At 60.6% G+C, this 23,210-nt stretch carries 23 protein-coding genes; 3 read left to right on the forward strand and 20 right to left on the reverse strand.

The annotated features are described in order from the left end of the window. Positions 1-119: 119 nt before the first annotated feature. From guaB to ACZZZ4_RS03480, 3 genes are all read right to left on the reverse strand, one after another. Positions 120-1,589 (reverse strand): IMP dehydrogenase, encoded by a 1,470-nt coding sequence (gene guaB, locus ACZZZ4_RS03470; protein ID WP_463547262.1) that lies wholly within the window; start codon positions 1,587-1,589, stop codon positions 120-122. 105 nt (positions 1,590-1,694) lie between these two features. Continuing rightward, positions 1,695-2,243, reverse strand: a complete 549-nt coding sequence (locus ACZZZ4_RS03475) for a sugar ABC transporter ATPase (RefSeq protein WP_463547263.1) — start codon at positions 2,241-2,243, stop codon at positions 1,695-1,697. 184 nt (positions 2,244-2,427) lie between these two features. Beyond that, positions 2,428-3,195 carry a sulfite exporter TauE/SafE family protein gene (locus tag ACZZZ4_RS03480; protein WP_463547264.1) on the reverse strand — a complete coding sequence of 256 codons (768 nt, stop codon included), beginning with the start codon at positions 3,193-3,195 and terminating at the stop codon, positions 2,428-2,430. 220 nt (positions 3,196-3,415) lie between these two features. Here ACZZZ4_RS03480 and xseA point away from each other — a divergent pair, with 220 nt between their 5' ends. From xseA to leuA, 3 genes are all read left to right on the forward strand, one after another. Next, a complete protein-coding gene (gene xseA / locus ACZZZ4_RS03485; protein ID WP_463547265.1) occupies positions 3,416-4,795 on the forward strand; it encodes an exodeoxyribonuclease VII large subunit in 1,380 nt (459 codons plus the stop codon). Between the two features lie 3 nt (positions 4,796-4,798). Then, a complete protein-coding gene (locus ACZZZ4_RS03490; protein WP_463547266.1) occupies positions 4,799-5,620 on the forward strand; it encodes a peptidoglycan DD-metalloendopeptidase family protein in 822 nt (273 codons plus the stop codon). A 478-nt stretch (positions 5,621-6,098) separates the two neighbouring features. Then, on the forward strand, positions 6,099-7,778 hold the full coding sequence (gene leuA / locus ACZZZ4_RS03495) for a 2-isopropylmalate synthase (RefSeq protein WP_253495674.1): 1,680 nt from the start codon (positions 6,099-6,101) through the stop codon (positions 7,776-7,778). Positions 7,779-7,958: 180 nt separating this feature from the next. Here the strand turns inward: leuA and ACZZZ4_RS03500 are convergent, their stop codons facing one another. The 17 genes from ACZZZ4_RS03500 to iscU form a co-directional block, all read right to left on the reverse strand. After that, positions 7,959-8,750, reverse strand: a complete 792-nt coding sequence (locus tag ACZZZ4_RS03500; protein WP_039761442.1) for an amidohydrolase — start codon at positions 8,748-8,750, stop codon at positions 7,959-7,961. Then, the gene (locus ACZZZ4_RS03505) at positions 8,738-9,886 is read right to left on the reverse strand and encodes a pyridoxal phosphate-dependent aminotransferase (protein ID WP_122699556.1); all 1,149 of its coding nucleotides are present in this window, start codon (positions 9,884-9,886) and stop codon (positions 8,738-8,740) included. Before ACZZZ4_RS03505 ends, ACZZZ4_RS03500 begins: the two co-directional genes overlap by 13 nt. A gap of 151 nt (positions 9,887-10,037) precedes the next feature. Continuing rightward, on the reverse strand, positions 10,038-11,510 hold the full coding sequence (gene der, locus ACZZZ4_RS03510) for a ribosome biogenesis GTPase Der (protein WP_024014210.1): 1,473 nt from the start codon (positions 11,508-11,510) through the stop codon (positions 10,038-10,040). A gap of 135 nt (positions 11,511-11,645) precedes the next feature. Beyond that, positions 11,646-12,797, reverse strand: coding sequence for an outer membrane protein assembly factor BamB (gene bamB / locus ACZZZ4_RS03515; RefSeq protein WP_039761439.1), 1,152 nt, complete (start codon positions 12,795-12,797; stop codon positions 11,646-11,648). Then, positions 12,790-13,431 (reverse strand): tetratricopeptide repeat protein, encoded by a 642-nt coding sequence (locus ACZZZ4_RS03520; protein WP_056790153.1) that lies wholly within the window; start codon positions 13,429-13,431, stop codon positions 12,790-12,792. The genes bamB and ACZZZ4_RS03520 overlap by 8 nt, the downstream gene beginning before the upstream one ends. Before the next feature lie 41 nt (positions 13,432-13,472). Beyond that, the gene (gene hisS, locus ACZZZ4_RS03525) at positions 13,473-14,762 is read right to left on the reverse strand and encodes a histidine--tRNA ligase (protein WP_016773333.1); all 1,290 of its coding nucleotides are present in this window, start codon (positions 14,760-14,762) and stop codon (positions 13,473-13,475) included. 22 nt (positions 14,763-14,784) lie between these two features. Continuing rightward, entirely contained in the window at positions 14,785-15,894 is a 1,110-nt protein-coding gene (ispG, locus tag ACZZZ4_RS03530; RefSeq protein ID WP_016773332.1) for a flavodoxin-dependent (E)-4-hydroxy-3-methylbut-2-enyl-diphosphate synthase, read from the reverse strand. A gap of 3 nt (positions 15,895-15,897) precedes the next feature. Further along, a complete protein-coding gene (locus ACZZZ4_RS03535) occupies positions 15,898-16,917 on the reverse strand; it encodes a RodZ domain-containing protein (protein ID WP_039761434.1) in 1,020 nt (339 codons plus the stop codon). Next, positions 16,917-17,675 (reverse strand): type IV pilus biogenesis/stability protein PilW, encoded by a 759-nt coding sequence (gene pilW / locus ACZZZ4_RS03540; protein ID WP_016773330.1) that lies wholly within the window; start codon positions 17,673-17,675, stop codon positions 16,917-16,919. Before pilW ends, ACZZZ4_RS03535 begins: the two co-directional genes overlap by 1 nt. A gap of 12 nt (positions 17,676-17,687) precedes the next feature. After that, positions 17,688-18,836 carry a dual-specificity RNA methyltransferase RlmN gene (gene rlmN / locus ACZZZ4_RS03545; protein ID WP_024014215.1) on the reverse strand — a complete coding sequence of 383 codons (1,149 nt, stop codon included), beginning with the start codon at positions 18,834-18,836 and terminating at the stop codon, positions 17,688-17,690. A gap of 28 nt (positions 18,837-18,864) precedes the next feature. Further along, the gene (gene ndk / locus ACZZZ4_RS03550; protein ID WP_024014216.1) at positions 18,865-19,290 is read right to left on the reverse strand and encodes a nucleoside-diphosphate kinase; all 426 of its coding nucleotides are present in this window, start codon (positions 19,288-19,290) and stop codon (positions 18,865-18,867) included. 87 nt (positions 19,291-19,377) lie between these two features. Beyond that, positions 19,378-19,578, reverse strand: a complete 201-nt coding sequence (gene iscX / locus ACZZZ4_RS03555) for a Fe-S cluster assembly protein IscX (protein WP_016773328.1) — start codon at positions 19,576-19,578, stop codon at positions 19,378-19,380. 14 nt (positions 19,579-19,592) lie between these two features. Then, positions 19,593-19,934, reverse strand: a complete 342-nt coding sequence (fdx, locus tag ACZZZ4_RS03560) for an ISC system 2Fe-2S type ferredoxin (protein ID WP_016773327.1) — start codon at positions 19,932-19,934, stop codon at positions 19,593-19,595. Beyond that, positions 19,934-21,799, reverse strand: coding sequence for a Fe-S protein assembly chaperone HscA (gene hscA / locus ACZZZ4_RS03565; protein ID WP_039761433.1), 1,866 nt, complete (start codon positions 21,797-21,799; stop codon positions 19,934-19,936). Before hscA ends, fdx begins: the two co-directional genes overlap by 1 nt. Before the next feature lie 51 nt (positions 21,800-21,850). After that, complete coding sequence (gene hscB, locus ACZZZ4_RS03570; RefSeq protein ID WP_463547267.1) at positions 21,851-22,372, reverse strand: co-chaperone HscB; 522 nt, start codon at positions 22,370-22,372, stop codon at positions 21,851-21,853. 8 nt (positions 22,373-22,380) lie between these two features. Continuing rightward, positions 22,381-22,704 (reverse strand): iron-sulfur cluster assembly protein IscA, encoded by a 324-nt coding sequence (gene iscA / locus ACZZZ4_RS03575; protein ID WP_003227904.1) that lies wholly within the window; start codon positions 22,702-22,704, stop codon positions 22,381-22,383. 34 nt (positions 22,705-22,738) lie between these two features. Further along, positions 22,739-23,125: a Fe-S cluster assembly scaffold IscU gene (gene iscU / locus ACZZZ4_RS03580; RefSeq protein WP_003227907.1), complete on the reverse strand. Its 387-nt coding sequence runs from the start codon at positions 23,123-23,125 to the stop codon at positions 22,739-22,741. Positions 23,126-23,210 lie beyond the last annotated feature (85 nt).

Consider the following 23,210-nt stretch of genomic DNA (forward strand, 5'->3'; position numbering starts at 1 on the left):
AACTCTGAAAAGCAGTTGCAAGCTTCAAGCTGCAAGCTGCAAGTAATCGGAAGCCGAGCGGCACTGCTCTGACGCAGCACCGCTTGCAGCTTGTAACTTGTGGCTTAGAGCTGTCGGCGTCAGCCGACCCGGTAGTTCGGCGCTTCCTTGGTGATCTGCACGTCGTGAACGTGGGACTCGGCCATGCCGGCACCGGTGATCCGCACGAACTCGGGCTTGGTACGCATTTCTTCGATGTTGGCGCTGCCGGTGTAACCCATCGAAGAGCGCAGGCCGCCCATCAACTGGTGAATGATCGCGCTCAGGGTGCCTTTGTACGGCACACGGCCTTCGATGCCTTCCGGAACCAGTTTCTCGGCGCCTGCCGAGGAGTCCTGGAAGTAACGGTCGGACGAGCCCCGGGCCTGGGACATGGCGCCCAGCGAGCCCATGCCGCGATAAGCCTTGTAAGAACGGCCCTGGAACAGTTCGATCTCGCCCGGCGCTTCTTCAGTACCGGCGAACATCGAGCCCATCATCACGCAGGACGCACCGGCCACGATGGCCTTGGACAGGTCACCGGAGAAACGGATACCGCCGTCGGCGATCAACGGCACGCCGGTGCCTTCAAGGGCGGCGGCGACGTTGGCGATGGCGCTGATTTGCGGCACGCCGACACCGGCGACGATACGGGTGGTGCAGATCGAGCCGGGGCCGATACCGACCTTGACTGCGTCGGCGCCCGCTTCGGCCAGCGCCTTGGCGGCAGCGCCGGTGGCGATGTTGCCGCCGATCACCTGCACTTCAGGGAAGTTCTCCTTGACCCAGCGTACGCGGTCGATCACGCCTTTGGAGTGACCGTGTGCGGTGTCGACCACCACCACGTCCACGCCGGCATTGACCAGTGCAGTCACGCGATCACCGGTGTCTTTACCGGTGCCGACCGCAGCGCCAACGCGCAGACGACCTTGATCGTCCTTGCTGGCCAGCGGGTAGGCTTTGGCTTTTTCGATGTCGTTGACGGTCATCATGCCTTTGAGGGCGAATTTGTCGTCGACGATCAGCACGCGCTCGATGCGGTGCTTGTGCAGCAGTTCACGGACGTCGTTCTTGTCGGCGCCTTCCTTGACCGTGACCAGACGCTCTTTAGGCGTCATCACTTCGCGGACAGTGGCTTCCAGACGGTTTTCGAAACGTACGTCGCGGGAGGTGACGATGCCGACCAGGTCGCCATCGTGCAGTACCGGAACGCCGGAAATGTTGTGCAGACGGGTCAGTTCGAACAGATCACGTACCGTGGCATCGGCCTCGATGGTGATGGGATCCTTGACCACACCGGCTTCGAACTTCTTGACCTTGCGCACTTCGGCAGCTTGCTGCTCGATGGTCATGTTCTTGTGGATAATGCCGATGCCACCTTCCTGAGCCATGGCGATTGCCAGACGGGCTTCAGTGACGGTGTCCATGGCGGCAGAAACCAGAGGAATATTCAGTTCGATGCCACGGGTAAGACGGGTCTTGAGACTGACTTCGTTGGGAAGCACCTCGGAATAACCGGGCACTAGGAGAATGTCGTCGAATGTCAGAGCTTCTTGGCTGATACGCAGCATCGCGGGGGCTCCCGAGCGGGAAAATGGAAGCGCGCCATTATAGTCAGACACCCCCTGCTGTTCAATGTAAAACTCAGCCTAATTGATAGATGGAAAAGCCCGGCCCTACAGCTCCACCTTGACCCAAGAGACAGGTTGATCGAGCCAATCGGCGAACTCGTCGATAAAGCTCTGCTTGAACCCCGCCTCCAGCCAATTGTTGAAAATGAAGCCGAGGTTGGAAAACGCGCATTCCTGCAAAAACAGGAAGCCGTTGATGTCGTCCTCGTGCCCGCATTCCGGGCAGGTGAAATTGTCGGTGCGCCCTGGAAACCAGTCTTCAAGACTTTCGAACAGCGCCTCGCCCACTTCGCGGCGACATTCCGCGCAACCGGCCTCTTCGAGAAAGCCCTTGGCCGGGGTGTAGATGCAGCGTTTGGTGACGATCTCCAGGCCGTTGATCGGCTCGCCGAACGGCAGCGCCTCGGGATGCAACACCACCGCGCGCGCGCCGTCAGCGATCGCGTGAGCCATGCGATTGCCGGTGCTCCCGCAAGTGGTCAATTGCTCTTCGACGATGTTCTTGCGCACCAGCCAGCGTACGATCGCCCGCGCCCGGGGTTCGTGCACCGGAAGGGTGGAGATTTTCGGGACGATGATGCTTTGCGAGTTCATGGTGGAGCCTGCGACGTCAAATGGAAGTTCTGCGGTGCTCACTCCGCCGTCTTCGCGGGCAAGCCCGCTCCCACAGGGATCTCGGTCGATCACAAAGGTTATGTACACCAGAGAAACCTGTGGGAGCGGGGTTGCCCGCGATGGCGTCAGTGCGGCCGGCAGCTTAATCCCTGAAGAAATCCGGTCAAGTGCTGAAATAGCGCACGATCAGCGCGATCCCGCTGGCCAGCACCAGCCACGTCACCAGCCGCACAAATGCCTCGCGGGACAATCTCAGGGTCAGCCGCCGACCGATCCACAAGCCCAGCGCCATCGCCGGCAACAGACACAGCGCCAGCATCAACAAGGGTAGCTCGGCATATACACCGGCGATGACAAACAGGCTCAAGCGCACCACGGTGCTGCAACTGATCAACGCACTTTGCGTGGCCCGCGCCGCTTCCTTGGGCAGGCGGCTGTTCAGATAGATCGCATAAAGAAAGCCGCCACTGCCAAACAACGCGCCGAACAACCCGCCCACCGTGCCCATCGGCACCGCCCACGCCGCCGACAACTGTGCCGGCCGCGCTTTGACCCACAGGCCGTAAACCGCGTAGGCGCTGATGAACAAGCCCATCAACAGCAGCAACAGATCGGATTTCAGATTGAGCAGAAAGATCACCCCCAGCGTGCAGCCGATCGCCATGCACGGCAACAGCCTGAGCAGTTCCGGTTTGGCGACTTCGCGCCGCGAGGGCAGCAGATTGCCGAACGCGGCGACGAAATCCAGCAGCACCAGCAGCGGTACGATCTTCGACAGTGGCATGAACAGAATCAGAATCGGCCCCGCCACCAAAGCTGTGCCGAAACCGGCGATACCGAAGACGATGTAGGCCAAGGCGATGGCCACCCCGATGACCGCCCAACCGCCCGCGCCCCACGACCACTCGCCCAACAACTCCATCATGCTCATCGTCCGCATCCTTTATAAGACCGCGCTGACTGTAGCCAGTAGCGGGCGGCACGACCAGATATCAAATTGATCCCATGTGGGAGCGAGCCTGCTCGCGAAGGCGGAGTGTCATCCCCGTTGTTGTCCGCTGACACAATGCTTTCGCGAGCAGGCTCGCTCCCACAGGGTTTTGTGTGGGTGTCATGGTGATTGGCGGGCAAATGCCTTTAAACTGCGCCCCATGATTAAAGATCCCTTTGCAAGACTTGGCCTGGACCGTGAAGTCCTGACCGTCAGCCAGCTCAACGGCCGCGCGCGGGTGTTGCTGGAAGACGTGTTCAGCAATATCTGGGTCGAAGGCGAAATCTCCAACCTCGCGCGCCCGGCGTCCGGCCACGTCTACTTCACCCTCAAGGACAGCGGCGCGCAGGTGCGTTGCGCATTGTTCCGGCAGAACGCCGCCCGCGTGCGCCAAGCGTTGAAGGACGGTCTGGCGGTCAAGGTACGCGGCAAGGTTTCGCTGTTCGAAGGCCGTGGCGACTATCAGCTGATTCTCGACACCGTTGAGCCTGCCGGGGACGGTGCGCTGCGTCTGGCCTTCGATGCGCTGAAGGAAAAGCTCAGCGCCGAAGGCCTGTTCAGTGCCGAGCGCAAAGTGCCGCTGCCCGCGCATCCGCAGCGCATCGGCATCATCAGTTCGCCGACCGGCGCGGTGATTCGCGACATCATCAGCGTGTTCCGCCGCCGTGCGCCGCAGGTGCAACTGACCCTGATACCGACTTCCGTACAAGGCCGCGAAGCCACTGCGCAAATCGTCCGCGCGCTGAAAATGGCCGATGCCCGCGGCTTCGACGCACTGATCCTCGCCCGTGGCGGCGGCTCGCTGGAAGACCTCTGGTGCTTCAACGAAGAAGCCGTGGCGCGCGCGGTCGATGCCTGCGTGACGCCGATCGTCAGTGCCGTCGGCCATGAAACCGATGTGTCGATCAGCGACTTTGTTGCCGACGTCCGCGCACCGACGCCCTCGGCCGCCGCTGAACTGCTCGCCCCGGATTCCAGCCATCTGATCCGTCAGGTCGAAAGCCTGCACCGGCGTCTGGTGATGCGCATGCGTGATCGTTTGATGCGTGATCGCCTGCGTCTCGAAGGCATGGCGCGACGGTTGCGCCATCCCGGCGAACGTCTGCGCCAGCAGGCGCAACGTCTGGATGATCTGGACATGCGCATGCGCCGCGCTTTCGAGCGCAGCCTCAATACCCGCCGCGAACGCCTGATCCGTCTGGAAACCCGTCTCGCCGGGCAACATCCGGGGCGCCAACTGGCCATGCTTCGCCAGCGCCTCGACAGTCTTGCCGAACGCCTGCCCCGGGCCATGCGCGATGGTCTGAAACAGCGTCGTCAACAATTGCACAGTCAGATGCAGACCCTGCACGTGGTCAGCCCGCTGGCGACTCTCGGTCGTGGTTACAGCATCCTGCTCGACGAGCGTGGCCACGCGATTCGCAATGCTGCGCAGACCCACACCGGCCAGCGCCTGAAAGCCAAACTCGGCGAAGGCGAACTGCAAGTGCGCGTCGAGGACAATCACCTGACGCCCGTCACCCTCTCTTTACTGGACTGATCCATGCCGCGCTTTCTCGCTCCGCTGCTGTTGCTCTGCCTGACCTTCAACGCCCACGCTGACAGTTACATCACCCGGCTGTTGAACAAACCGGTGCCGGGCGGCGTCGCCGTGGTGGATCTGGGCACTGCCGCGCAGGCGCCGAAAGCTACTTATCAGGGCAAACCGGTGCTGGTGGTCAAAGAGCAGAACAACTGGCTGGCGATCGTTGGCGTGCCGCTGACGGTCAAGCCTGGCGCGCAGCAGATCAGCAGTGGCGGGCGCAATCTGCCCTTTACCGTGGGCAGCAAGAAATACCCGGAACAGCACATCACCCTGAAGAACAAACAGCAGGTCAATCCGAACGCCGAGAACCTCAAGCGCATCGAGGGTGAACTGGCGGAACAGATCGCGGCTTACCGCAGTTTCAGTCCGAACACGCCGAGCAATCTGCTGCTGGACAAGCCTGTAAGCGGGCCGCTTTCGAGCAAGTTCGGTGTGCGTCGTTTCTTCAATGGCGAAGAGCGTAATCCTCATGCCGGTCTCGATTTCGCAGTGCCCGCGGGCACGCCAATCAAGACCCCGGCGGCGGGCAAGGTGATTCTGATCGGCAATTACTTCTTCAACGGCAACACCGTGTTCGTCGATCATGGCCAGGGCTTTATCAGCATGTTCTGCCATATGTCGAAGATCGACGTGAAGACCGGCCAGCAACTGGCGCGCGGCGCGGTGGTCGGCAAGGTCGGCGCCACAGGGCGGGCGACCGGGCCGCATATGCACTGGAACGTCAGCCTGAATGACGCGCGGGTGGATCCGGCGATATTCATTGGTGCGTTTCAACCGTAATCGTTGTGTCGAGGCTGCTGGCCTCTTCGCGGGCAAGCCCGCTCCCACAGTGTCCGTGTCGTACAAAAATCTCATGTACACCCGAATAACCTGTGGGAGTGGGCTTGCCCGCGAATGCGCCCTGACCAACACCACAAGGCACCATGACACACCGCCGGCTCGATTGCGCCCCTACCAAGCCCCACGCAAAAATAACGATACTCGAGTGAATCAGGCGCAATAAAATCGCGCAAAATCGCGACTTTCGGGTATTCCTCTCAATTTTTTCCGACTGCTTGCCATCCTTTCCCCTCGCGGTTAGGGTTGAAGCCATGAAAACCTCTCACACCCTCATTCAGCTTCGCCAGCACCGCAGCCTGTGCCTCGTCAGCGCACGACTGCCAGGCTGAATCGCTGCGCCTCGTCCCACGCTTTTCCAAGAACATTCGTTCAACCGGCAGGCCGCCTCTTTTCGGCCCAGACAACAAGGAATTTCCCGATGAGCATGCTCAAAGACCCGTCTTCGAAATACCGCGCGTTTCCCGTCATCAACCTGCCGGATCGCACCTGGCCGTCGAAGACCATCGACGCCGCGCCGATCTGGTGCAGCTCCGACCTGCGTGACGGCAACCAGTCGCTGATCGAGCCAATGGACGCGGCAAAGAAGCTGCGCTTCTGGAAAACCCTGGTGCAGGTGGGCGTGAAGGAAATCGAAGCGTCGTTCCCGGCCGCTTCGCAAACTGACTTCGATTTCGTGCGTACCCTGATCGAAGAAGGCCACATCCCGGACGACACCACCATTCAGGTGCTGACCCAGGGCCGTGAAGATCTGATCGAGCGCACCTTCGAATCCCTGCGCGGGGCGAAGAAAGCCATCGTTCACCTGTACAACGCCACCTCGCCTTCTTTCCGTCGCATCGTCTTCAACCAGGACAAGGACGGCATCAAGGCCATCGCGGTCAACGCGGCCAAGCTGTTCGTCAAGTACGCAGCACTGCAGCCGGAAACCGAGTGGACCTTCGAATACTCGCCGGAAACCTTCAGCGCCACTGAGCTGGAGTTCGCCAAGGAAGTCTGTGACGCCGTGATCGAGGTGTGGAACCCGACGCCTGAGCACAAGATGATCCTCAACCTGCCGGCCACCGTCGAATGCGCGACGCCGAACGTTTACGCCGACCAGATCGAATGGTTCGGCCGCAACATCAACCGTCGTGACAGCGTGATCATCAGCCTGCACACCCACAACGACCGTGGCACCGGCGTCGCGGCCACAGAGCTGGGCCTGATGGCCGGCGCCGATCGCGTCGAAGGTTGCCTGTTCGGCAACGGCGAACGCACCGGTAACGTCGACCTCGTCACTGTCGCGCTGAATATGTACACCCAGGGCGTCGACCCTGAGCTGGATTTCTCCGACATCGACGGCGTGCGCAAGGTCGTCGAAGAGTGCAACCAGATCCAGGTGCACCCGCGTCACCCGTATGTGGGCGACTTGGTGCACACCGCATTCTCCGGCTCGCACCAGGACGCAATCCGCAAGGGCTTCGCCCAGCAGAAACCAGACACCTTGTGGGAGGTGCCGTACCTGCCGATCGACCCGGCCGACATCGGTCGCAGCTACGAAGCGGTGATCCGCGTCAACAGCCAGTCGGGCAAGGGCGGCATCGCTTACTTGCTGGAGCAGGAATACGGCATCAGCCTGCCGCGTCGCATGCAGATCGAGTTCAGCCAGGTGGTGCAGCGTGAGACCGATCGCCTGGGCCTGGAAATGACCGCCAAGCAGATTCACTCGCTGTTGATCAGCGAATATCTGCAGGCCAACACTCCTTACGCGCTGGTCAGCCATCGTTTGCAGGAAGAGAACGGCAACAGCGCCGTCGAAGTCGAAGTGGCGAGCAAAGGCCAGGGCGAAACCAACCTGCATTGGCGCGGCAAGGGCAACGGTGCGCTGGAAGCACTGGTCGCCGGCCTGCCGATTCCGGTGGAGATCATGGACTACAACGAACACGCGATCGGCGCGGGCACCAATGCCAAAGCGGCGGCCTATATCGAATTGCGGGTGAACGGTGAACGTGCGGTGCACGGCGTGGGTATCGATGAAAACATCACCACTGCCAGCTTCAAGGCATTGTTCAGCGCGCTGAACCGCTCGCTGAGCCAGCCGGAGGCGAAAGCGGCGTAATCGACCGCTGAAATGCGAAAGGCCCCGGAGTGTGAGCTCCGGGGCCTATTTTTTTGTAGATCAAAGGATGCGATCGTTCCCATGCTCCGCGTGGGAATGCCTCAAGGGATGCTCCGCGTCCAGTGACGCGGAGCGTCACGGGCTGCATTCCCACGCAGAGCGTGGGAACGATCGGCTGCGTTAGGTGAACTCGAAAGTGTCGGCATCCAGGTTCGCCGGAAAGCGCTCTCGATACGCCGCCAACGGCGCAGCTTCCAGAACCACCTTGAACACACCATCCGCCTCCCCCGCCGCCAGCAATGTCTCGCCCTGGAAATCCAGCACCTGACTGTCACCGGTATAGGCGAAGCCCTTGCCGTCGCTGCCGACCCGGTTCACCGCCGCCACATAGCAGAGATTTTCAATCGCTCGTGCCGGCAGCAGGCGGTTCCAGTGCAGACGCCGTGCGCCCGGCCAATTGGCGGTGTACAGCAGCAAATCGGTATCCTGCGCATCGCGGCTCCACACCGGGAAGCGCAGGTCGTAGCAGATCAGCGGACGAATCCGCCAGCCCTTGAGCTCGAACTGCACCTGCCGCTCGCCGGGCGTGTAATGGTTGTGCTCGCCGGCCATGCGAAACAGGTGCCGCTTGTCGTAATGCAGCACTTCGCCGTCCGGCCGTGCCCAGAGCAAGCGATTGCGATGGCTGCCGTCAGCCGCCTGAATGATCACGCTGCCCGTGATGACCGCATCAAACTTCGCCGCCTGCGCCCGCAGCCATTTGCTGGTCGGGCCGTTTTCGGCTTCGGCGAGGGTTTCCGATTCCATGGAAAAACCGGTGGTGAACATCTCCGGCAGGATGATCAGATCGGCGCCCCGGGCCTGCTCCAGTAGCAGCTCGAAATGCTCAAGGTTGGCCTGCCGGTCGTGCCAGGCCAGGCTGGTCTGGATCAGCGCCAGGGTCAGGTCTGGCAATGCACTCAGATCACGCATAGTTTCGCCGCCGCTTCACGCAGCGTCTCCTCGCGTTTGGCAAAGCACAGGCGTATCAGGCGCTGGCCTTGCGGTGGATGCTGGTAAAACACCGACACCGGAATGCTCGCGACACCGTGCTCGCGAGTCATCCACATGGCCATCTCAACATCGTTCAGATCCGGACGGATCTGCGAATAATCGACCAACTGGAAATAGGTGCCGGTGACCCGGGTAAAACTGAAGCGCGACGGCGCGAGCAGATCGCAGAACAGATCGCGCTTGGCCTGATAGAAACCCGGCAATTCTTCAACGTGCTCCGGGTGCTCAGCCATGTAATCGGCCAGCGCGTATTGCAGCGGCGTGACGCCACAGAAACTGACGTACTGATGCACCTTGCGCAATTCGGCCGTCAGCGCTGGCGGGGCGACGACGTAGCCGGTTTTCCAGCCAGTGACGTGGTACGTCTTGCCGAAGGAACTGACCACGAACGCGCGCTGATACAGCTCTTCATGGGCCAGCACGCTGACATGCGGTACGCCGTCGAAAACCAGGTGCTCGTAGACTTCGTCGCTGATCAGATAGATGTCGCGATCGCGGATCAACGCCGCCAGTTGATCGAGTTCGGCGCGGCTGATCAACGCGCCGCTGGGGTTATGCGGGGTGTTGATGACGATCATTTTCGTGCGCGGGCTCAGGGCCGCAGCGAGCTGATCGAAATCAATGGAGAAATCGTCCGGATTCAGTTGCACATGCACGCAACGACCACCGGCCAATTCCGTCGCCGGTGCGTAGCTGTCGTAGCACGGATCAAAGACGATGACTTCGTCGCCGCTGTGGATAACGGCCTGAATTGCGCAGAAGATCGCCTGGGTCGCGCCGGGCGTTACCGTCACTTCATGATCGGCATCGACAGTCACGCCGTAGCTGCGGGCGATCTTGGCCGCGATCTGCTGACGCAACGCCGGCAAACCGGTCATCGGCGAATACTGGTTATGGCCACTGGCGATATGCCGCCCGACCGCATCACGCAACGACTGCGGGCCGTCGAAATCCGGGAAACCCTGGGACAGGTTGATCGCGCCGGTCTGCGCCGCGAGCTGAGACATCTGCGTGAAAATAGTGATGCCGACATTCGGCAGCTTGCTGGTGATCATCGGAGGCCCCTTGCAGGTGAGCTGCAAGTTTCAAGCGTCAAGCTGCAAGCTGCAAGCAAAAACCCGCGCCCACAAAAAAGGGCTTCATACGAAGCCCTCTCTGCTTTACCGCTTTTACTTGCAGCTTGCAGCTTGAAACTCGCAGCTGCTTCTACTTCTTGTCGCGGCGCTTCTTGCTGGCTTTCTTGTTGTGCGACATCAAGCGACGCTTTTTGTTGACCTGGCGGTCGGTCAGCGTGTTCTTGTTGCCTTCGTACGGGTTCTCGCCGCCCTTGAACTCGATGCGGATCGGTGTACCGACCAGCTTCAGTACACGACGGTAAGTGTTTTCCAGATAGCGCACGTACGACTTCGGCACTTTCTCGATCTGGTTACCGTGGATCACGATGATCGGCGGGTTCGCACCACCCAAGTGAGCGTAACGCAGCTTGATCCGGCGGTTGTTGACCATCGGCGGCGCGTGCTCGCCCACCGCATCTTCGAGAATCTGGGTGAGGCGGTTGGTCGGCCAGCGGGTCACAGCGGACTTGAACGAGTTCTGCACCGAAGCGTAGAGGTTGCCCACGCCCGTGCCGTGCAACGCCGAAATGAAATGGATGTCGGCGTAGTCGACGAAGAACAACCGACGCTGCAGCTCGACTTTGACGAAGTCGCGCTCACTCGGCGTCATGCCGTCCCACTTGTTGATCGCGATGACCAGCGCACGACCGGATTCGATCGCGAAGCCCAGCAGGTTCAGGTCGTGGTCGACCACACCCTCGCGGGCGTCCATGACGAAGATCACCACGTTGGCGTCTTTGATCGCCTGCAGGGTTTTGACCACGGAGAATTTTTCCACTTCTTCGTGGATCTTGCCGCGCTTGCGCACACCGGCGGTGTCGATCAGCGTGTACTTCTCTTCATTGCGCTCGAACGGAATGTAGATGCTGTCACGGGTAGTGCCCGGCTGGTCATACACGATGACCCGGTCTTCACCGAGCATGCGGTTGACCAGGGTCGACTTGCCGACGTTCGGACGACCGATGATGGCGATCTTGATCCCGTCTTTTTCGCTCGGACCAGGAATGCGCTTGGCTTCCTCGCCTTCGGCAACGACTTCTTCCTCTTCGCCTTCAGCCGGCTCGTCATCATCGCGCGGGAATTCGCTCAGGGCGGCTTCCAGCAATTGCGTGATGCCACGGCCGTGGGCGCCGGCGATCGGGATCGCGTGGCCCATGCCCAGCGGGGCGAACTCGGCGCGAGCCATTTCCGGGTCGATGTTGTCGACCTTGTTGGCAACCACGTGGGAGCGCTTGTTACGTTTGCGCAAATGCTCGGCGATCATCTGGTCGGCAGCGGTAAAACCGGCCTTGGCATCTACCAGAAACAGCACCACATCGGCTTCTTCGATGGCCAGCAGCGACTGCTCGGCCATTTTTTCGTCCATACCATGTTCGTCACCGGAGATACCGCCGGTGTCGATCAGAATGTAGGAACGCCCTTGCCACTTGGCCTCACCGTACTGGCGATCACGGGTCAGACCGGACAGGTCGCCGACGATGGCGTCACGAGTCCTGGTCAGGCGGTTGAACAAGGTGGACTTGCCGACGTTCGGTCGGCCCACCAAGGCGATTACGGGAACCATGCGGCTCTCCACTGCGTTATTTCAGAAAATACAAAAGCCGCTGCGAGGCAGCGGCTGGTGCTCGGGGCAACACCCGGGGGCGCTGCAAACCCTGCTGATGCAGGGCCGCTTGGGGATGAACCCCAAGCATAGTTGTTACTTGATGGTCAGGGCTTCCAGTTTGCCGCTGTTGCCATACACATAAATCGTGTCGCCCACCACCAGCGGACGGGCACGCAGGCCGTCGCTGTCGATGCGCTCACGGCCGACGAAACGACCGTCGACCTGACTCAGCAGATGCAGATAACCTTCCAAGTCACCCACAGCTACGTAGCTGGAGAACACTTCCGGTGCCGACAGTTGACGGCGAGCCAGCGAGTCGTTGCTCCACAGTGCGGTGGTGGAACGCTCGTCGACGCCTTCAACGGTGCCCGAAGACAGGCTCACGTAGACGCTGCCGAAACCTTGAGCGATACCGGCATAGCTCGACGCATCGCGCTGCCACAGTTGACGACCGCTTTCCAGGTCCAGTGCCGCAACGCGACCCTGATAACTGGCCACATACAGCGTGCCGCCGGACAGCAGCAGACCGCCGTCGATGTCGACCACGCGCTCCAGTTCCGAACGACCCTGTGGAATGGCAATGCGTTGTTCCCACACCGGCACGCCGTTGGAGATGTCCAGCGCGACCACTTTACCGGTCGACAGGCCAGCCACCGCCAGGCGGTTGGTCACCAGCGGAGCACTGGTGCCACGCAGGGTCAGGACCGCCGGGGTGCTGTCATACACCCAGCGCTGGTTGCCGGTGGCAGCGTCCAGACCGATCAGACGATCGTCCTGGGTCTGCACAACGACCACGTCGCCATTGTTGGCCGGTGGCGCAAGGACTTCACTGTTGACGCGGGCACGCCACTTCTCTTCACCGTTGCTGGTGTCCAGAGCGACGACTTCGCCACGCAGGGTACCGATCAGTACCAGACCGTAACCCACGCCAACGGCGCCGGAGACAGGCAGTTCCAGATCCTGGTCCCACTTGACGTCGCCATTGCTGCGATCCAGCGCCATCACTACACCGGTCACATCGGCGGCGTAGATGGTGTCACCGTCGATCGCCGGTACCAGCATGTTGTAGGTTTCGCCCTGACCGTCACCGATCGAGCGGCTCCACTGCTTGTGCAGAACCACTTCTTCTTTGAAGTCGGTCAGTTCGGCCGGTGGCAATTCTTTCTTGCTGTTGCTGCTGCAACCCGCGGCCAGAAGGGCCAGAGCCAGCAATGCTGCATGCTTCCAACGGATCACGTCACGCATCTCCTTTGGCCAGGTCGTCGAGCTTGATTTGAAGGCCACCGACCGCCGCTTCATCCGACAGTGCCGCCTTGGCTTTTTGATACGCCTTGTTCGCGTCATCGGTACGGCCCAAGCGCACCAGCAGGTCGCCCTTGAGTTCTTCGCGAGTGGCCAGGAACGCTTTGTCGGCATCGCCGTCGAGCAGTTTCAAGGCGTCTTCGGCTTTGTCCTGCGCGCCCAGTACCTGCGCCAGACGCTGACGGGCGATTTCGCCCAGCGCCGGGTTGGCCGGCTTGTCGACAATGGCTTTGAGCTCGGTTGCTGCGTCGTCCAGCTTGCCGCTGTCGACCGCTACTTTGGCGACGAACAGGCTGCCGTACTGCGCGTAGGCCGAACCGCCGTACTCGCTGTTGAGCTTGCCGGCCAGATCCGCAACGCGCGCGGCATCAGGCTTGCCGTCAGGCGTCAGCGTGGTTTCCAGCAATTGCTGATAGAGCACCGAGGCGCCTTGCGACTGGTTGCTCTGGTATTTGTGCCAGGCCTGCCAGCCGAACACGATGACCAGCGCCAACAGGCCGCCGGTGACCAGAGGTTTGCCGTTGCGTGTCCACCAGTCCTTCAAATCCGCCAACTGTTCGTCTTCGGTACTCGACACCCCAATACTCCTTAATCGCTAAATCGGCTGTTAAGACAGCTTCAACCCTGCACGACGCAGGTGGCCAGGTGAGCGGCGAGCGCATCCCAGGCAATGCTTTGTTGTTCGCCCTGGCCACGCAGGGGTTTGAAACCTACCACTTGCTGGGCCATTTCGTCGTCACCGAGGATCAATGCGTACAGCGCACCGCTCTTGTCGGCCTTCTTGAACTGGCTTTTGAAACTGCCGGCGCCGGCATTGACTTGCAGGCGCAGGTTTGGAAGTTCATCGCGAACCCGTTCAGCCAGGGCCAGACCGGCCAGCTCGGCCTCTTCACCGAAGGCGCAGAGGTAGACGTCGACCTGACGGGCAATTTCCTGCGGGATCTGCTCGAGGGTTTCGAGCATCAATACCAGACGCTCGATGCCCATGGCGAAACCGACGCCCGGGGTTGGCTTGCCGCCCATCTGCTCGACCAGACCGTCGTAACGGCCGCCCGCGCACACGGTGCCCTGGGCGCCGAGCTTGTCGGTGACCCATTCGAAAACGGTTTTGCTGTAGTAATCGAGGCCACGCACCAGTTTCGGATTGAGCACGTAAGGAATGCCAACGGCATCCAGACGCGCCTTCAGTCCTTCGAAGTGAGCGCGGGACTCGTCGTCGAGGTAGTCGGCCATTTTCGGCGCATCGACCAGCACGGCCTGGGTGTCGGCATTTTTCGTGTCGAGCACGCGCAGCGGGTTGGTTTTCAGACGACGCTGGCTGTCTTCGTCGAGCTTGTCGTGGTGCGCCGAGAGGTACTCGACCAGCGCTTCACGATAGCGACCACGGGACTCGCTGGTGCCGAGGCTGTTGAGTTCGAGCTTGACCGCATCACGGATGCCCAGCTCGCCCCACAGGCGCCAGGTCATGATGATCAGCTCGGCGTCGATGTCCGGACCGTCGAGGTTGAACACTTCCAGACCGATCTGGTGGAACTGGCGATAGCGGCCTTTTTGCGGACGCTCGTGGCGGAACATCGGGCCGATGTACCAGAGTTTCTGCACCTGACCGCCGCCGGTGATGCCGTGCTCGAGCACAGCACGCACGCACGCCGCAGTGCCCTCCGGGCGCAGGGTCAGCGAGTCGCCGTTGCGGTCTTCGAAGGTGTACATCTCTTTTTCGACGATATCGGTGACTTCGCCGATCGAGCGCTTGAACAGCTCGGTGAACTCGACGATCGGCATGCGGATCTGCTTGTAACCGTAGTTATCCAGCAGACGCGCCACAGTGCCTTCGAAATAACGCCACAGCGGGGTCTGTTCGGGCAGGATGTCGTTCATGCCACGAATGGCTTGCAGAGACTTGCTCACAAAATTTCCTTAATTCGTTCGATCAGCCGCGCGCGATAACGGCAGCGTCAGCTTCGACCTTTTCGGCCGCTTTCTGGCGGATCAGCTTTTCCAGCTCGTCCACCAGATTGTCATTCGTCAGCTTCTGCGACGGCTTGCCGTCGATGTAAATCAGGTTGGGCGTGCCGCCGGTCAAGCCGATATGGGCTTCCTTGGCTTCGCCGGGGCCGTTGACCACGCAACCGATGACCGCGACATCCAGCGGCACCAGCAGGTCTTCAAGGCGCCCTTCCAGCTCGTTCATGGTCTTGACCACATCGAAGTTCTGCCGCGAGCAGCTCGGGCAGGCGATGAAGTTGATGCCACGGGAACGCAGATGCAAAGACTTGAGAATGTCGTAACCGACCTTCACTTCCTCGACCGGGTCGGCCGCCAGCGAGATCCGGATAGTATCGCCAATCCCTTCGGCGAGCAGCATACCTAGGCCCACGGCGGATTTCACCGTGCCCGAACGCAAACCACCAGCTTCGGTGATACCCAAGTGCAGCGGCTGGACGATTTCCTTTGCCAGCAAACGGTAGGCTTCGACGGCCATGAACACATCGGAGGCCTTCACGCTGACCTTGAAATCCTGGAAATTCAGGCGTTCGAGGTGTTCAACGTGGCGCAGCGCGGATTCGACCAGCGCCGCCGGGGTCGGCTCGCCGTATTTCTTCTGCAGGTCTTTTTCCAGGGAACCGGCGTTGACGCCGATGCGGATCGGAATGCCACGATCACGCGCGGCATCGACCACGGCACGCACGCGGTCTTCGCGACCGATGTTGCCCGGGTTGATGCGCAGGCAGTCCACACCCAGTTCGGCCACGCGCAAAGCGATTTTGTAGTCGAAGTGGATGTCAGCCACCAACGGCACTTTGACCAGTTGCTTGATCTTGCCGAACGCCTCGGCGGCGTCCATGTCCGGCACCGAGACGCGAACGATGTCGACGCCGGCAGCTTCCAGACGATTGATCTGCGCCACGGTCGCAGCGACATCATTGGTATCGCTGTTGGTCATGCTCTGCACAGCGATCGGCGCATCGCCGCCCACCGGTACGTTGCCGACCCAGATCTTGCGCGATTCGCGACGTTTGATTGGAGATTCGCCGTGCATGACTTATTGACCCAACTTCAGGCGAGCAGTCTCGCCACTGGTGAACGGAGCGATGTCGACCGGTTGGCCGTTGTAGCTGACCTGTGCCGCGCGGGCAACGCCCAGACGCACATTGAGCGGCGGCTTGCCGGAGACGGTCACGCTGTCGCCTTTATGCTTCAGACCACTGAAAATCACTTTGCCACGGCCATCGGTCACCTGTGCCCAGCAATCGCCGGTGAACTGCAATTGCACCTGGCCTTCGCCGGCAACCGGAGCAGCTGCTTCAGCGCTTGGCGCTTGAGCAACCGGCGCGGTCGGGGCCGGTGTCGCAGGAACATTCGGGGCGGGAGCGGTCGGAGCCGCCACCACTGGCGCCGGGGTGTGGGCCGGTGCGCTTGGTGCAACAGCTGGCGCGGCCGGCTCGGTGGCTGGCGCAGCGGATTCGGCGCCGGTGGATTCAGCGCTGGTTTCCGACTGCGGCAGGGCCAGCGATGTCGAGTTGTCAGCCTGATTCTCGGCGACAGCCTGATCTTCCGGCTCGTCGATCGGGTGGATCTGCGTGGTGCCGTCAGCGCCTTCGACTTCGACGTGTTCCGGCGCGAGGCTGGTCAGATCGCGGGTGCGCTGGGAGGTCTGATCCTGCCACCAGACGAAACCGCCGCCGATGACCGCGATCAGCAGCAACAGGCTGACGATACGCAAAATGGTGTGGGAAACGCGCACCGGCTCTTCGATACGACCGAGGGCGTGAACGTTGCTGCCCTGGGAGTCGGTGCCGGTGGACTGGTCGAACTGCTGAACCAGAACGGTCTGGTCCATACCGAGCAATTTGGCATAGGCGCGAATGTACCCGCGAGCGAAGGTATGCCCCGGCAGCTTGTCGAAAGCGCCGGCTTCAAGATTGCTCAGGGATGTCACGGTGAGGTTGAGCTTGAGGGCCACTTCGGCCAGCGACCAGCCATTGCTTTCGCGGGCCTGGCGCAGGGTCTCACCGGGATTAACGCGATTCGCTGCTACAACTTCGGGATGCGCCGCTTTCATCATTGCTCCGACAGGTATTGCTGATATTCCGGCGTACCGGGATAGAGTCGTTTTAATTGCAGACCGTAACTGGCTGCCTTGTCGCGATCTTCAAACACTTTTGCCAGCCGAACGCCGAGCAATAGACTACGTGCATTTTGTTCGGTCAGCTGGCTGAAACGGTCGTAATAGTCACGCGCGGGCACATAATGCCTGTCTTCGAAGGACAACTCAGCCATTTCCAGCAATGCGCGCGGTTGTTGGCGGTTCAGGCGCAGGGCTTTTTCCAGCTGTTGCTGTGCCAGATCACGCTGGCCAAGCTTGGCGGCGGTCATGCCGAGGTTTTCGAAGACCCGCGAACGCTCAGGATACAGGGTATCGGCGGCCGCTTGTTCAAAACGCTCGTAGGCTTCCTTGTAGCGCTGTTCTTCGTAGAGAAAACTGCCGTAGTTGTTGAGGATGCGTGCATCGGCGGGACGTGAGGACAAGGCCTTGCGGAAATGCTCGTCGGCCAGTGCCGGCTCCATTTCAGCCTGAAACACCAGACCGAGCGCGGCATTCGCGTCGGGGTCGGAACCGTCCAGCTCCAGCGCTTTCTTCAAGGGCACCTTGGCGCGCTCGGTCATGCCCTGCTGCAGGTAGCCCAGACCCAGCTGCACGTAGGCAGCCCGCGCTTCATCGCGGCCCTTGCTGGTCTTCATCGGGTTGTAGTCACCCGACAGGACACAACCAGCGCACAGGCTGGCCAACAGCAACAGCAGCGCAAAGCGCAGGGACATAGAGATCCTCTCTTAGTTAGTGTTCGCGGCGTTCTGTGCCAGATCGCTGTCGGCGCTCAACTCGCGCACGGCGATATAACGTTCGCTGCGACGGGTGCGATCCAGCACCTGCCCTACCAATTGACCACATGCGGCGTCGATGTCTTCACCACGGGTGGTGCGCACAGTGACGTTGAAACCGGCCTGATGCAACTGATCCTGGAAGCGGCGGATGGCATTGTTGCTCGGCCGCTCGTACCCGGAGTGCGGGAATGGGTTGAAGGGGATCAGGTTGATCTTGCACGGGATGTCTTTAAGCAGCTCGATCATTTCCACGGCGTGCTCAAGCTTGTCGTTGACGTCCTTGAGCAAGGTGTACTCGATGGTCAGCACACGTTTCTCGCCAAGGGCGGACATGTAGCGCTGGCACGACTCGAGCAGCATCTTAAGCGGATATTTCTTGTTGATCGGCACCAATTGGTTACGCAATGCGTCGTTCGGTGCGTGCAGGGACAACGCCAGGGACACGTCGATGTGCTTGGCCAGCTCATCGATCATCGGCACCACGCCCGAAGTGGACAGGGTCACGCGGCGCTTGGAGATCCCGTAGCCGAGGTCATCCATCATCAGATGCATGGCGGCGACGACGTTATCGAAGTTCAGCAACGGCTCGCCCATGCCCATCATCACCACGTTGGTGATGGCGCGGTCGACGGTGGCCGGGACGCTGCCGAAAGATTTGTTGGCAATCCACACCTGACCGATGACTTCGGCGGCGGTGAGGTTGCTGTTGAAGCCTTGCTTGCCGGTGGAGCAGAAACTGCAGTCCAGGGCACAGCCTGCCTGGGACGAAACGCACAGAGTGCCGCGTTTGCCCTGGGGAATGTACACGGTCTCGACGCAGCTGCCGGACGCCACGCGCACCACCCATTTACGGGTGCCGTCGCTGGAGATGTCCTCGCTGACCACTTCCGGACCACGCACTTCAGCAATGGCCTTGAGCTTGTCGCGCAAGGCTTTGCTGACGTTCGTCATGGCGTCGAAATCATCGACGCCAAAGTGGTGAATCCATTTCATTACCTGACCGGCACGGAAACGCTTCTCCCCGATTGAGTCGAAGAATTTTTCCATTTCCGGCTGGGTCAGACCCAGCAGGTTTGTTTTAACAGTCGATGTAGTCATGGATTCACCTTCACTCTGCAAGCAATGCTTAGCGAGTGGTTACTTCAGTAGCTGCGAAGAAGTAAGCGATTTCGCGAGCGGCAGCAGCTTCGGAGTCCGAACCGTGAACGGCGTTGGCGTCGATCGATTCAGCGAAGTCAGCACGGATGGTGCCGGCAGCGGCTTCTTTAGGGTTGGTAGCGCCCATCAGCTCACGGTTGCGAGCGATAGCGTTTTCACCTTCCAGAACCTGAACGACAACCGGACCGGAAGTCATGAAAGCAACCAGGTCACCGAAGAAACCGCGCTCGCTGTGCTCAGCGTAGAAGCCTTCGGCTTCGGCTTTGGACAGTTGCTTCAGTTTCGAAGCTACAACGCGCAGGCCAGCGTCTTCGAAGCGAGTGGTGATCTTGCCGATCACGTTTTTAGCAACGGCGTCAGGCTTGATGATGGAGAAAGTACGTTGAACAGCCATGGTGTAACTCCAGAAACGGTAATTTGCGAAAAATTAAACCCGCGAATTATACGCGGGTTCTTGGGTATTGCCTAACCTGCGAGACGATCAGTCCAATTCTGCGGCCCAGAGCTCCTGAACCGCTTCAAGCACCTTCTCGCCGACCCGGCCAGAAGTCGCATCGAAGTCCGGCAGTTCAAGAATCATCTGCTGCAAACGGACAAAACCTACAGAATACGGGTCGAGTCCCTCATGGGCCTCGGCCAGCTCTTCTGCAATGCGTTGAACATCATTCCAACCGTAGCTCATGACAGTCTTACCAGTCAGTGCGGCGCTTCGGCCGCATGGTTAAGCGAATATTTCGGAATCTCGACGGTGAGGTCTTCCTCACCGACGATGGCCTGGCAAGCGAGACGCGATTGCGCCTCAAGGCCCCAGGCACGGTCGAGGAAGTCTTCTTCCAGCTCATCGGCCTCTTCCAGCGAGTCGAAACCCTCGCGGATGATGCAATGGCAAGTAGTGCAGGCGCAGACGCCGCCGCACGCGCTTTCCATCTCGATATGGTGTTCGTGGGCCAGTTCGAGAATCGATGTGCCGGGCGCAGCCTCGACCACCATGCCTTCAGGGCAGAACTTCTCGTGGGGCAGAAAAATGACCTGCGGCATCAGATATCCTCGATTTCATTCAGGTTGCGCCCCGACAGAGCGGCTTTCACCGTCAGGTCCATGCGGCGGGCAGCAAAAGCATCGGTCACCTGCGACAGACGCTTGGTCTGCTGCTCGATGGCGTAACCATCGGTACCTTTCATCAGTTCGGCCAGTTCTTGCATTTGCAGTTCGATGACCATGCGCTCTTCCGCGTCGAGCAAGCGCTCGCCATCGGCCTCCAGCGCGCCCTGCACCGCTTCGAGCAGGCGCTGGGCATCGACTTGCTGCTCACGCAGAACGCGGGCGACCTTGTCGTCATTGGCGTGCTGGAACGAGTCTTTGAGCATTTTGGCGATTTCGCCGTCGGTCAGGCCGTAGGACGGCTTGACCTGAATGCTCGCTTCAACGCCCGAGCCCAATTCACGGGCAGACACGCTGAGCAGACCGTCGGCGTCGACCTGGAAGGTCACGCGAATCTTCGCCGCACCCGCCACCATCGCCGGAATGCCGCGCAATTCGAAACGCGCCAGAGAGCGGCAGTCGCTGATCAGCTCGCGCTCGCCCTGCAACACGTGGATGGCCATGGCCGACTGGCCGTCTTTATAGGTGGTGAAATCCTGGGCGCGGGCGACGGGGATCGTGGTGTTGCGCGGAATCACCTTCTCCATCAGACCGCCCATGGTTTCCAGCCCCAAGGACAACGGAATCACGTCGAGCAGCAGCAATTCGCCGCCATCGCGCTTGTTGCCAGCCAGGGTATCGGCCTGGATCGCGGCCCCGATGGCCACCACTTGATCCGGGTCGATTTCCGTCAGTGGCTGACGACCGAAGGCTTCGGCAACGGCTTCACGCACACGTGGCACGCGGGTCGAACCGCCGACCATGACCACGGCGTGGACGTCTTCCAGTTCGATACCGGAATCGCGAACGGCGCGGCGGCAGGCTTTCAGACTGCGCGCGACCATTGGCTCGATCAGCGCATCGAAGGCTTCACGGGTCAGTTGTGCTTTCCAGTCGCCGTAAGCCACTTCCACACTGGCCGCATCGGTCAAAGCTTCTTTGGCCGCACAGGCGGTTTGCAGCAGATTGCGCTGTGCGCCCGGATCGAGATCGGCGGACAGGCCAGCGCTCTCAATGATCCAGCCGGCAATCGCATGATCGAAGTCATCGCCGCCCAGCGCGCTGTCGCCGCCAGTGGCCAGAACTTCGAAAACGCCGCCAGTCAGACGCAGAATCGAAATGTCGAAGGTACCGCCACCAAGGTCATAAATCGCAACCAGGCCTTCAGCGTGTTGATCCAGACCATACGCCACAGCAGCAGCGGTCGGCTCGTTGAGCAGACGCAACACGTTCAGACCGGCGAGCTTGGCCGCATCTTTAGTGGCCTGACGCTGCGCATCATCGAAGTAGGCAGGAACGGTGATCACCGCACCAACCAGTTCGCCACCCAAGGTCGCCTCAGCACGCTGACGCAGGACCTTGAGGATATCGGCGGAGACTTCAACCGGGCTTTTCGGGCCTTGCACGGTGTCGATGAACGGCATGTGTGATTCGCCGCCGACGAAGCGGTACGGCAGCTGTTCGCCCAATTGCTTGACGTCGGACAGACCACGACCCATCAAGCGCTTGACCGAGAGCACGGTGTTCAGAGGATCGGAGGATGCCGCCAGCTTGGCGGACTCACCGACTTCAACGCGGTCGGCGTGATAACGCACGGCGGACGGCAGGATGACCTGCCCGTTGGCGTCGGCCAGCGGTTCGGAAAGACCACTGCGCAGCGCAGCGACCAGCGAATTGGTAGTACCCAAGTCGATGCCCACCGCCAGGCGACGCTGGTGCGGTTGAGGACTTTGGCCGGGTTCGGCGATCTGCAGTAGAGCCATGGTGATCAGGTCTTGTCTGTCTGTCAGCGTGCAATTCAGCGCAGCACTGGGTTAATCGTCGAGGCGCTCTTCCAGCTGGCGCACTTCGTAGGTGAGCTTGTCGAGGAACTGCATGCGCCGCATCAGGCGTTCGGCCTGTTCACGTTGTACAGCATCATCCCAACAGGCTGCGAAGCTCTCATTGAGTTCTTCCTGAGCAGCTTTCAAGCGACGCTTGAACACCGCAACACCGTCGAGGTCGGCACTGTCCTGCAGATCTTCGAGCTCTTCGCGCCATTGCATCTGCTGCAAAAGAAACTCGGGATCGTGGACCGTGACCTCCATCGGCACTTCATGCCCGCTGATTTTCAGCAGGTAGCGTGCGCGCTGGGCCGGACTCTTGAGCGTCTGGTAGGCGTCGTTGAGCCGCGCCGATTGCTCGAGCGCCGAGCGCTGTTCGCGTTCGGATGCATCGGCAAAACGGTCAGGATGGACGCCGCGCGCCAACTCACGGTAGCGCGTGGCCAACTGCTCGAGATCCAGGCGGAAGCTCGGTTGCAGCTCGAATAAAGCGAAATGACAAGGAATACCCACGACCAGCCTCAGATGTTGAAGCTTTCGCCGCAGCCACATTCACCGCGCACGTTGGGGTTGTTGAACTTGAAGCCTTCGTTCAACCCTTCCTTGACGAAGTCGAGCTCGGTGCCGTCCAGGTAGGCCAGGCTTTTCGGGTCGATGATCACTTTTTCGCCGTGACTCTCGAACACCTGATCTTCCGCCACTACCTCGTCGACAAACTCCAGCACGTAGGCAAGGCCGGAACAGCCTGTGGTGCGAACACCCAGACGAATCCCTTCACCTTTGCCGCGCCCGTCGAGGGAGCGCCGCACGTGTCGAGCAGCCGCTTCTGTCATGCTGATAGCCATCGTTGACTCCTTACTCGTCGCCGAATCTTGAAATTCAGATCAAGCCTTTCTTCTGCTTGTAATCGCGAACTGCCGCTTTGATAGCGTCTTCTGCGAGCACGGAGCAGTGGATTTTCACTGGCGGCAAAGCCAGTTCTTCGGCCAGCTGAGTGTTCTTGATGGTTTCGGCTTCGTCCAGGGTCTTGCCCTTCATCCACTCGGTAGCGAGGGAGCTGGAGGCGATTGCCGAACCGCAACCGTAGGTCTTGAACTTGGCGTCTTCGATAACGCCCTGATCGTTGACCTTGATCTGCAGACGCATCACGTCGCCGCACGCCGGAGCGCCGACCATGCCGGTGCCGACATCAGGATCTTCCGCATTCATCTTGCCGACGTTGCGCGGGTTTTCGTAGTGGTCGATGACCTTTTCGCTGTAAGCCATGATTCTCAATCCTCACTCATCAGGGCCGCTCTTGAGACCCTGCAACTGCGCTGCGTTAACGCCGCGTCGCTACAGGATCTGTATC

It is taken from the genome of Pseudomonas sp. AC252 (assembly GCF_979258105.1).

What these genes read in the sequence shown, in the direction of transcription:
- guaB (WP_463547262.1), bottom strand. Translation starts at nt 1,589, where the DNA reads ATGCTGCGTATCAGCCAAGAAGCTCTGACATTCGACGACATTCTCCTA.
- ACZZZ4_RS03475 (WP_463547263.1), bottom strand. Translation starts at nt 2,243, where the DNA reads ATGAACTCGCAAAGCATCATCGTCCCGAAAATCTCCACCCTTCCGGTG.
- ACZZZ4_RS03480 (WP_463547264.1), bottom strand. Translation starts at nt 3,195, where the DNA reads ATGAGCATGATGGAGTTGTTGGGCGAGTGGTCGTGGGGCGCGGGCGGT.
- xseA (WP_463547265.1), top strand. Translation starts at nt 3,416, where the DNA reads ATGATTAAAGATCCCTTTGCAAGACTTGGCCTGGACCGTGAAGTCCTG.
- ACZZZ4_RS03490 (WP_463547266.1), top strand. Translation starts at nt 4,799, where the DNA reads ATGCCGCGCTTTCTCGCTCCGCTGCTGTTGCTCTGCCTGACCTTCAAC.
- leuA (WP_253495674.1), top strand. Translation starts at nt 6,099, where the DNA reads ATGAGCATGCTCAAAGACCCGTCTTCGAAATACCGCGCGTTTCCCGTC.
- ACZZZ4_RS03500 (WP_039761442.1), bottom strand. Translation starts at nt 8,750, where the DNA reads ATGCGTGATCTGAGTGCATTGCCAGACCTGACCCTGGCGCTGATCCAG.
- ACZZZ4_RS03505 (WP_122699556.1), bottom strand. Translation starts at nt 9,886, where the DNA reads ATGATCACCAGCAAGCTGCCGAATGTCGGCATCACTATTTTCACGCAG.
- der (WP_024014210.1), bottom strand. Translation starts at nt 11,510, where the DNA reads ATGGTTCCCGTAATCGCCTTGGTGGGCCGACCGAACGTCGGCAAGTCC.
- bamB (WP_039761439.1), bottom strand. Translation starts at nt 12,797, where the DNA reads ATGCGTGACGTGATCCGTTGGAAGCATGCAGCATTGCTGGCTCTGGCC.
- ispG (WP_016773332.1), bottom strand. Translation starts at nt 15,894, where the DNA reads ATGCACGGCGAATCTCCAATCAAACGTCGCGAATCGCGCAAGATCTGG.
- ACZZZ4_RS03535 (WP_039761434.1), bottom strand. Translation starts at nt 16,917, where the DNA reads ATGAAAGCGGCGCATCCCGAAGTTGTAGCAGCGAATCGCGTTAATCCC.
- pilW (WP_016773330.1), bottom strand. Translation starts at nt 17,675, where the DNA reads ATGTCCCTGCGCTTTGCGCTGCTGTTGCTGTTGGCCAGCCTGTGCGCT.
- rlmN (WP_024014215.1), bottom strand. Translation starts at nt 18,836, where the DNA reads ATGACTACATCGACTGTTAAAACAAACCTGCTGGGTCTGACCCAGCCG.
- ndk (WP_024014216.1), bottom strand. Translation starts at nt 19,290, where the DNA reads ATGGCTGTTCAACGTACTTTCTCCATCATCAAGCCTGACGCCGTTGCT.
- iscX (WP_016773328.1), bottom strand. Translation starts at nt 19,578, where the DNA reads ATGAGCTACGGTTGGAATGATGTTCAACGCATTGCAGAAGAGCTGGCC.
- fdx (WP_016773327.1), bottom strand. Translation starts at nt 19,934, where the DNA reads ATGCCGCAGGTCATTTTTCTGCCCCACGAGAAGTTCTGCCCTGAAGGC.
- hscA (WP_039761433.1), bottom strand. Translation starts at nt 21,799, where the DNA reads ATGGCTCTACTGCAGATCGCCGAACCCGGCCAAAGTCCTCAACCGCAC.
- iscA (WP_003227904.1), bottom strand. Translation starts at nt 22,704, where the DNA reads ATGGCTATCAGCATGACAGAAGCGGCTGCTCGACACGTGCGGCGCTCC.
- iscU (WP_003227907.1), bottom strand. Translation starts at nt 23,125, where the DNA reads ATGGCTTACAGCGAAAAGGTCATCGACCACTACGAAAACCCGCGCAAC.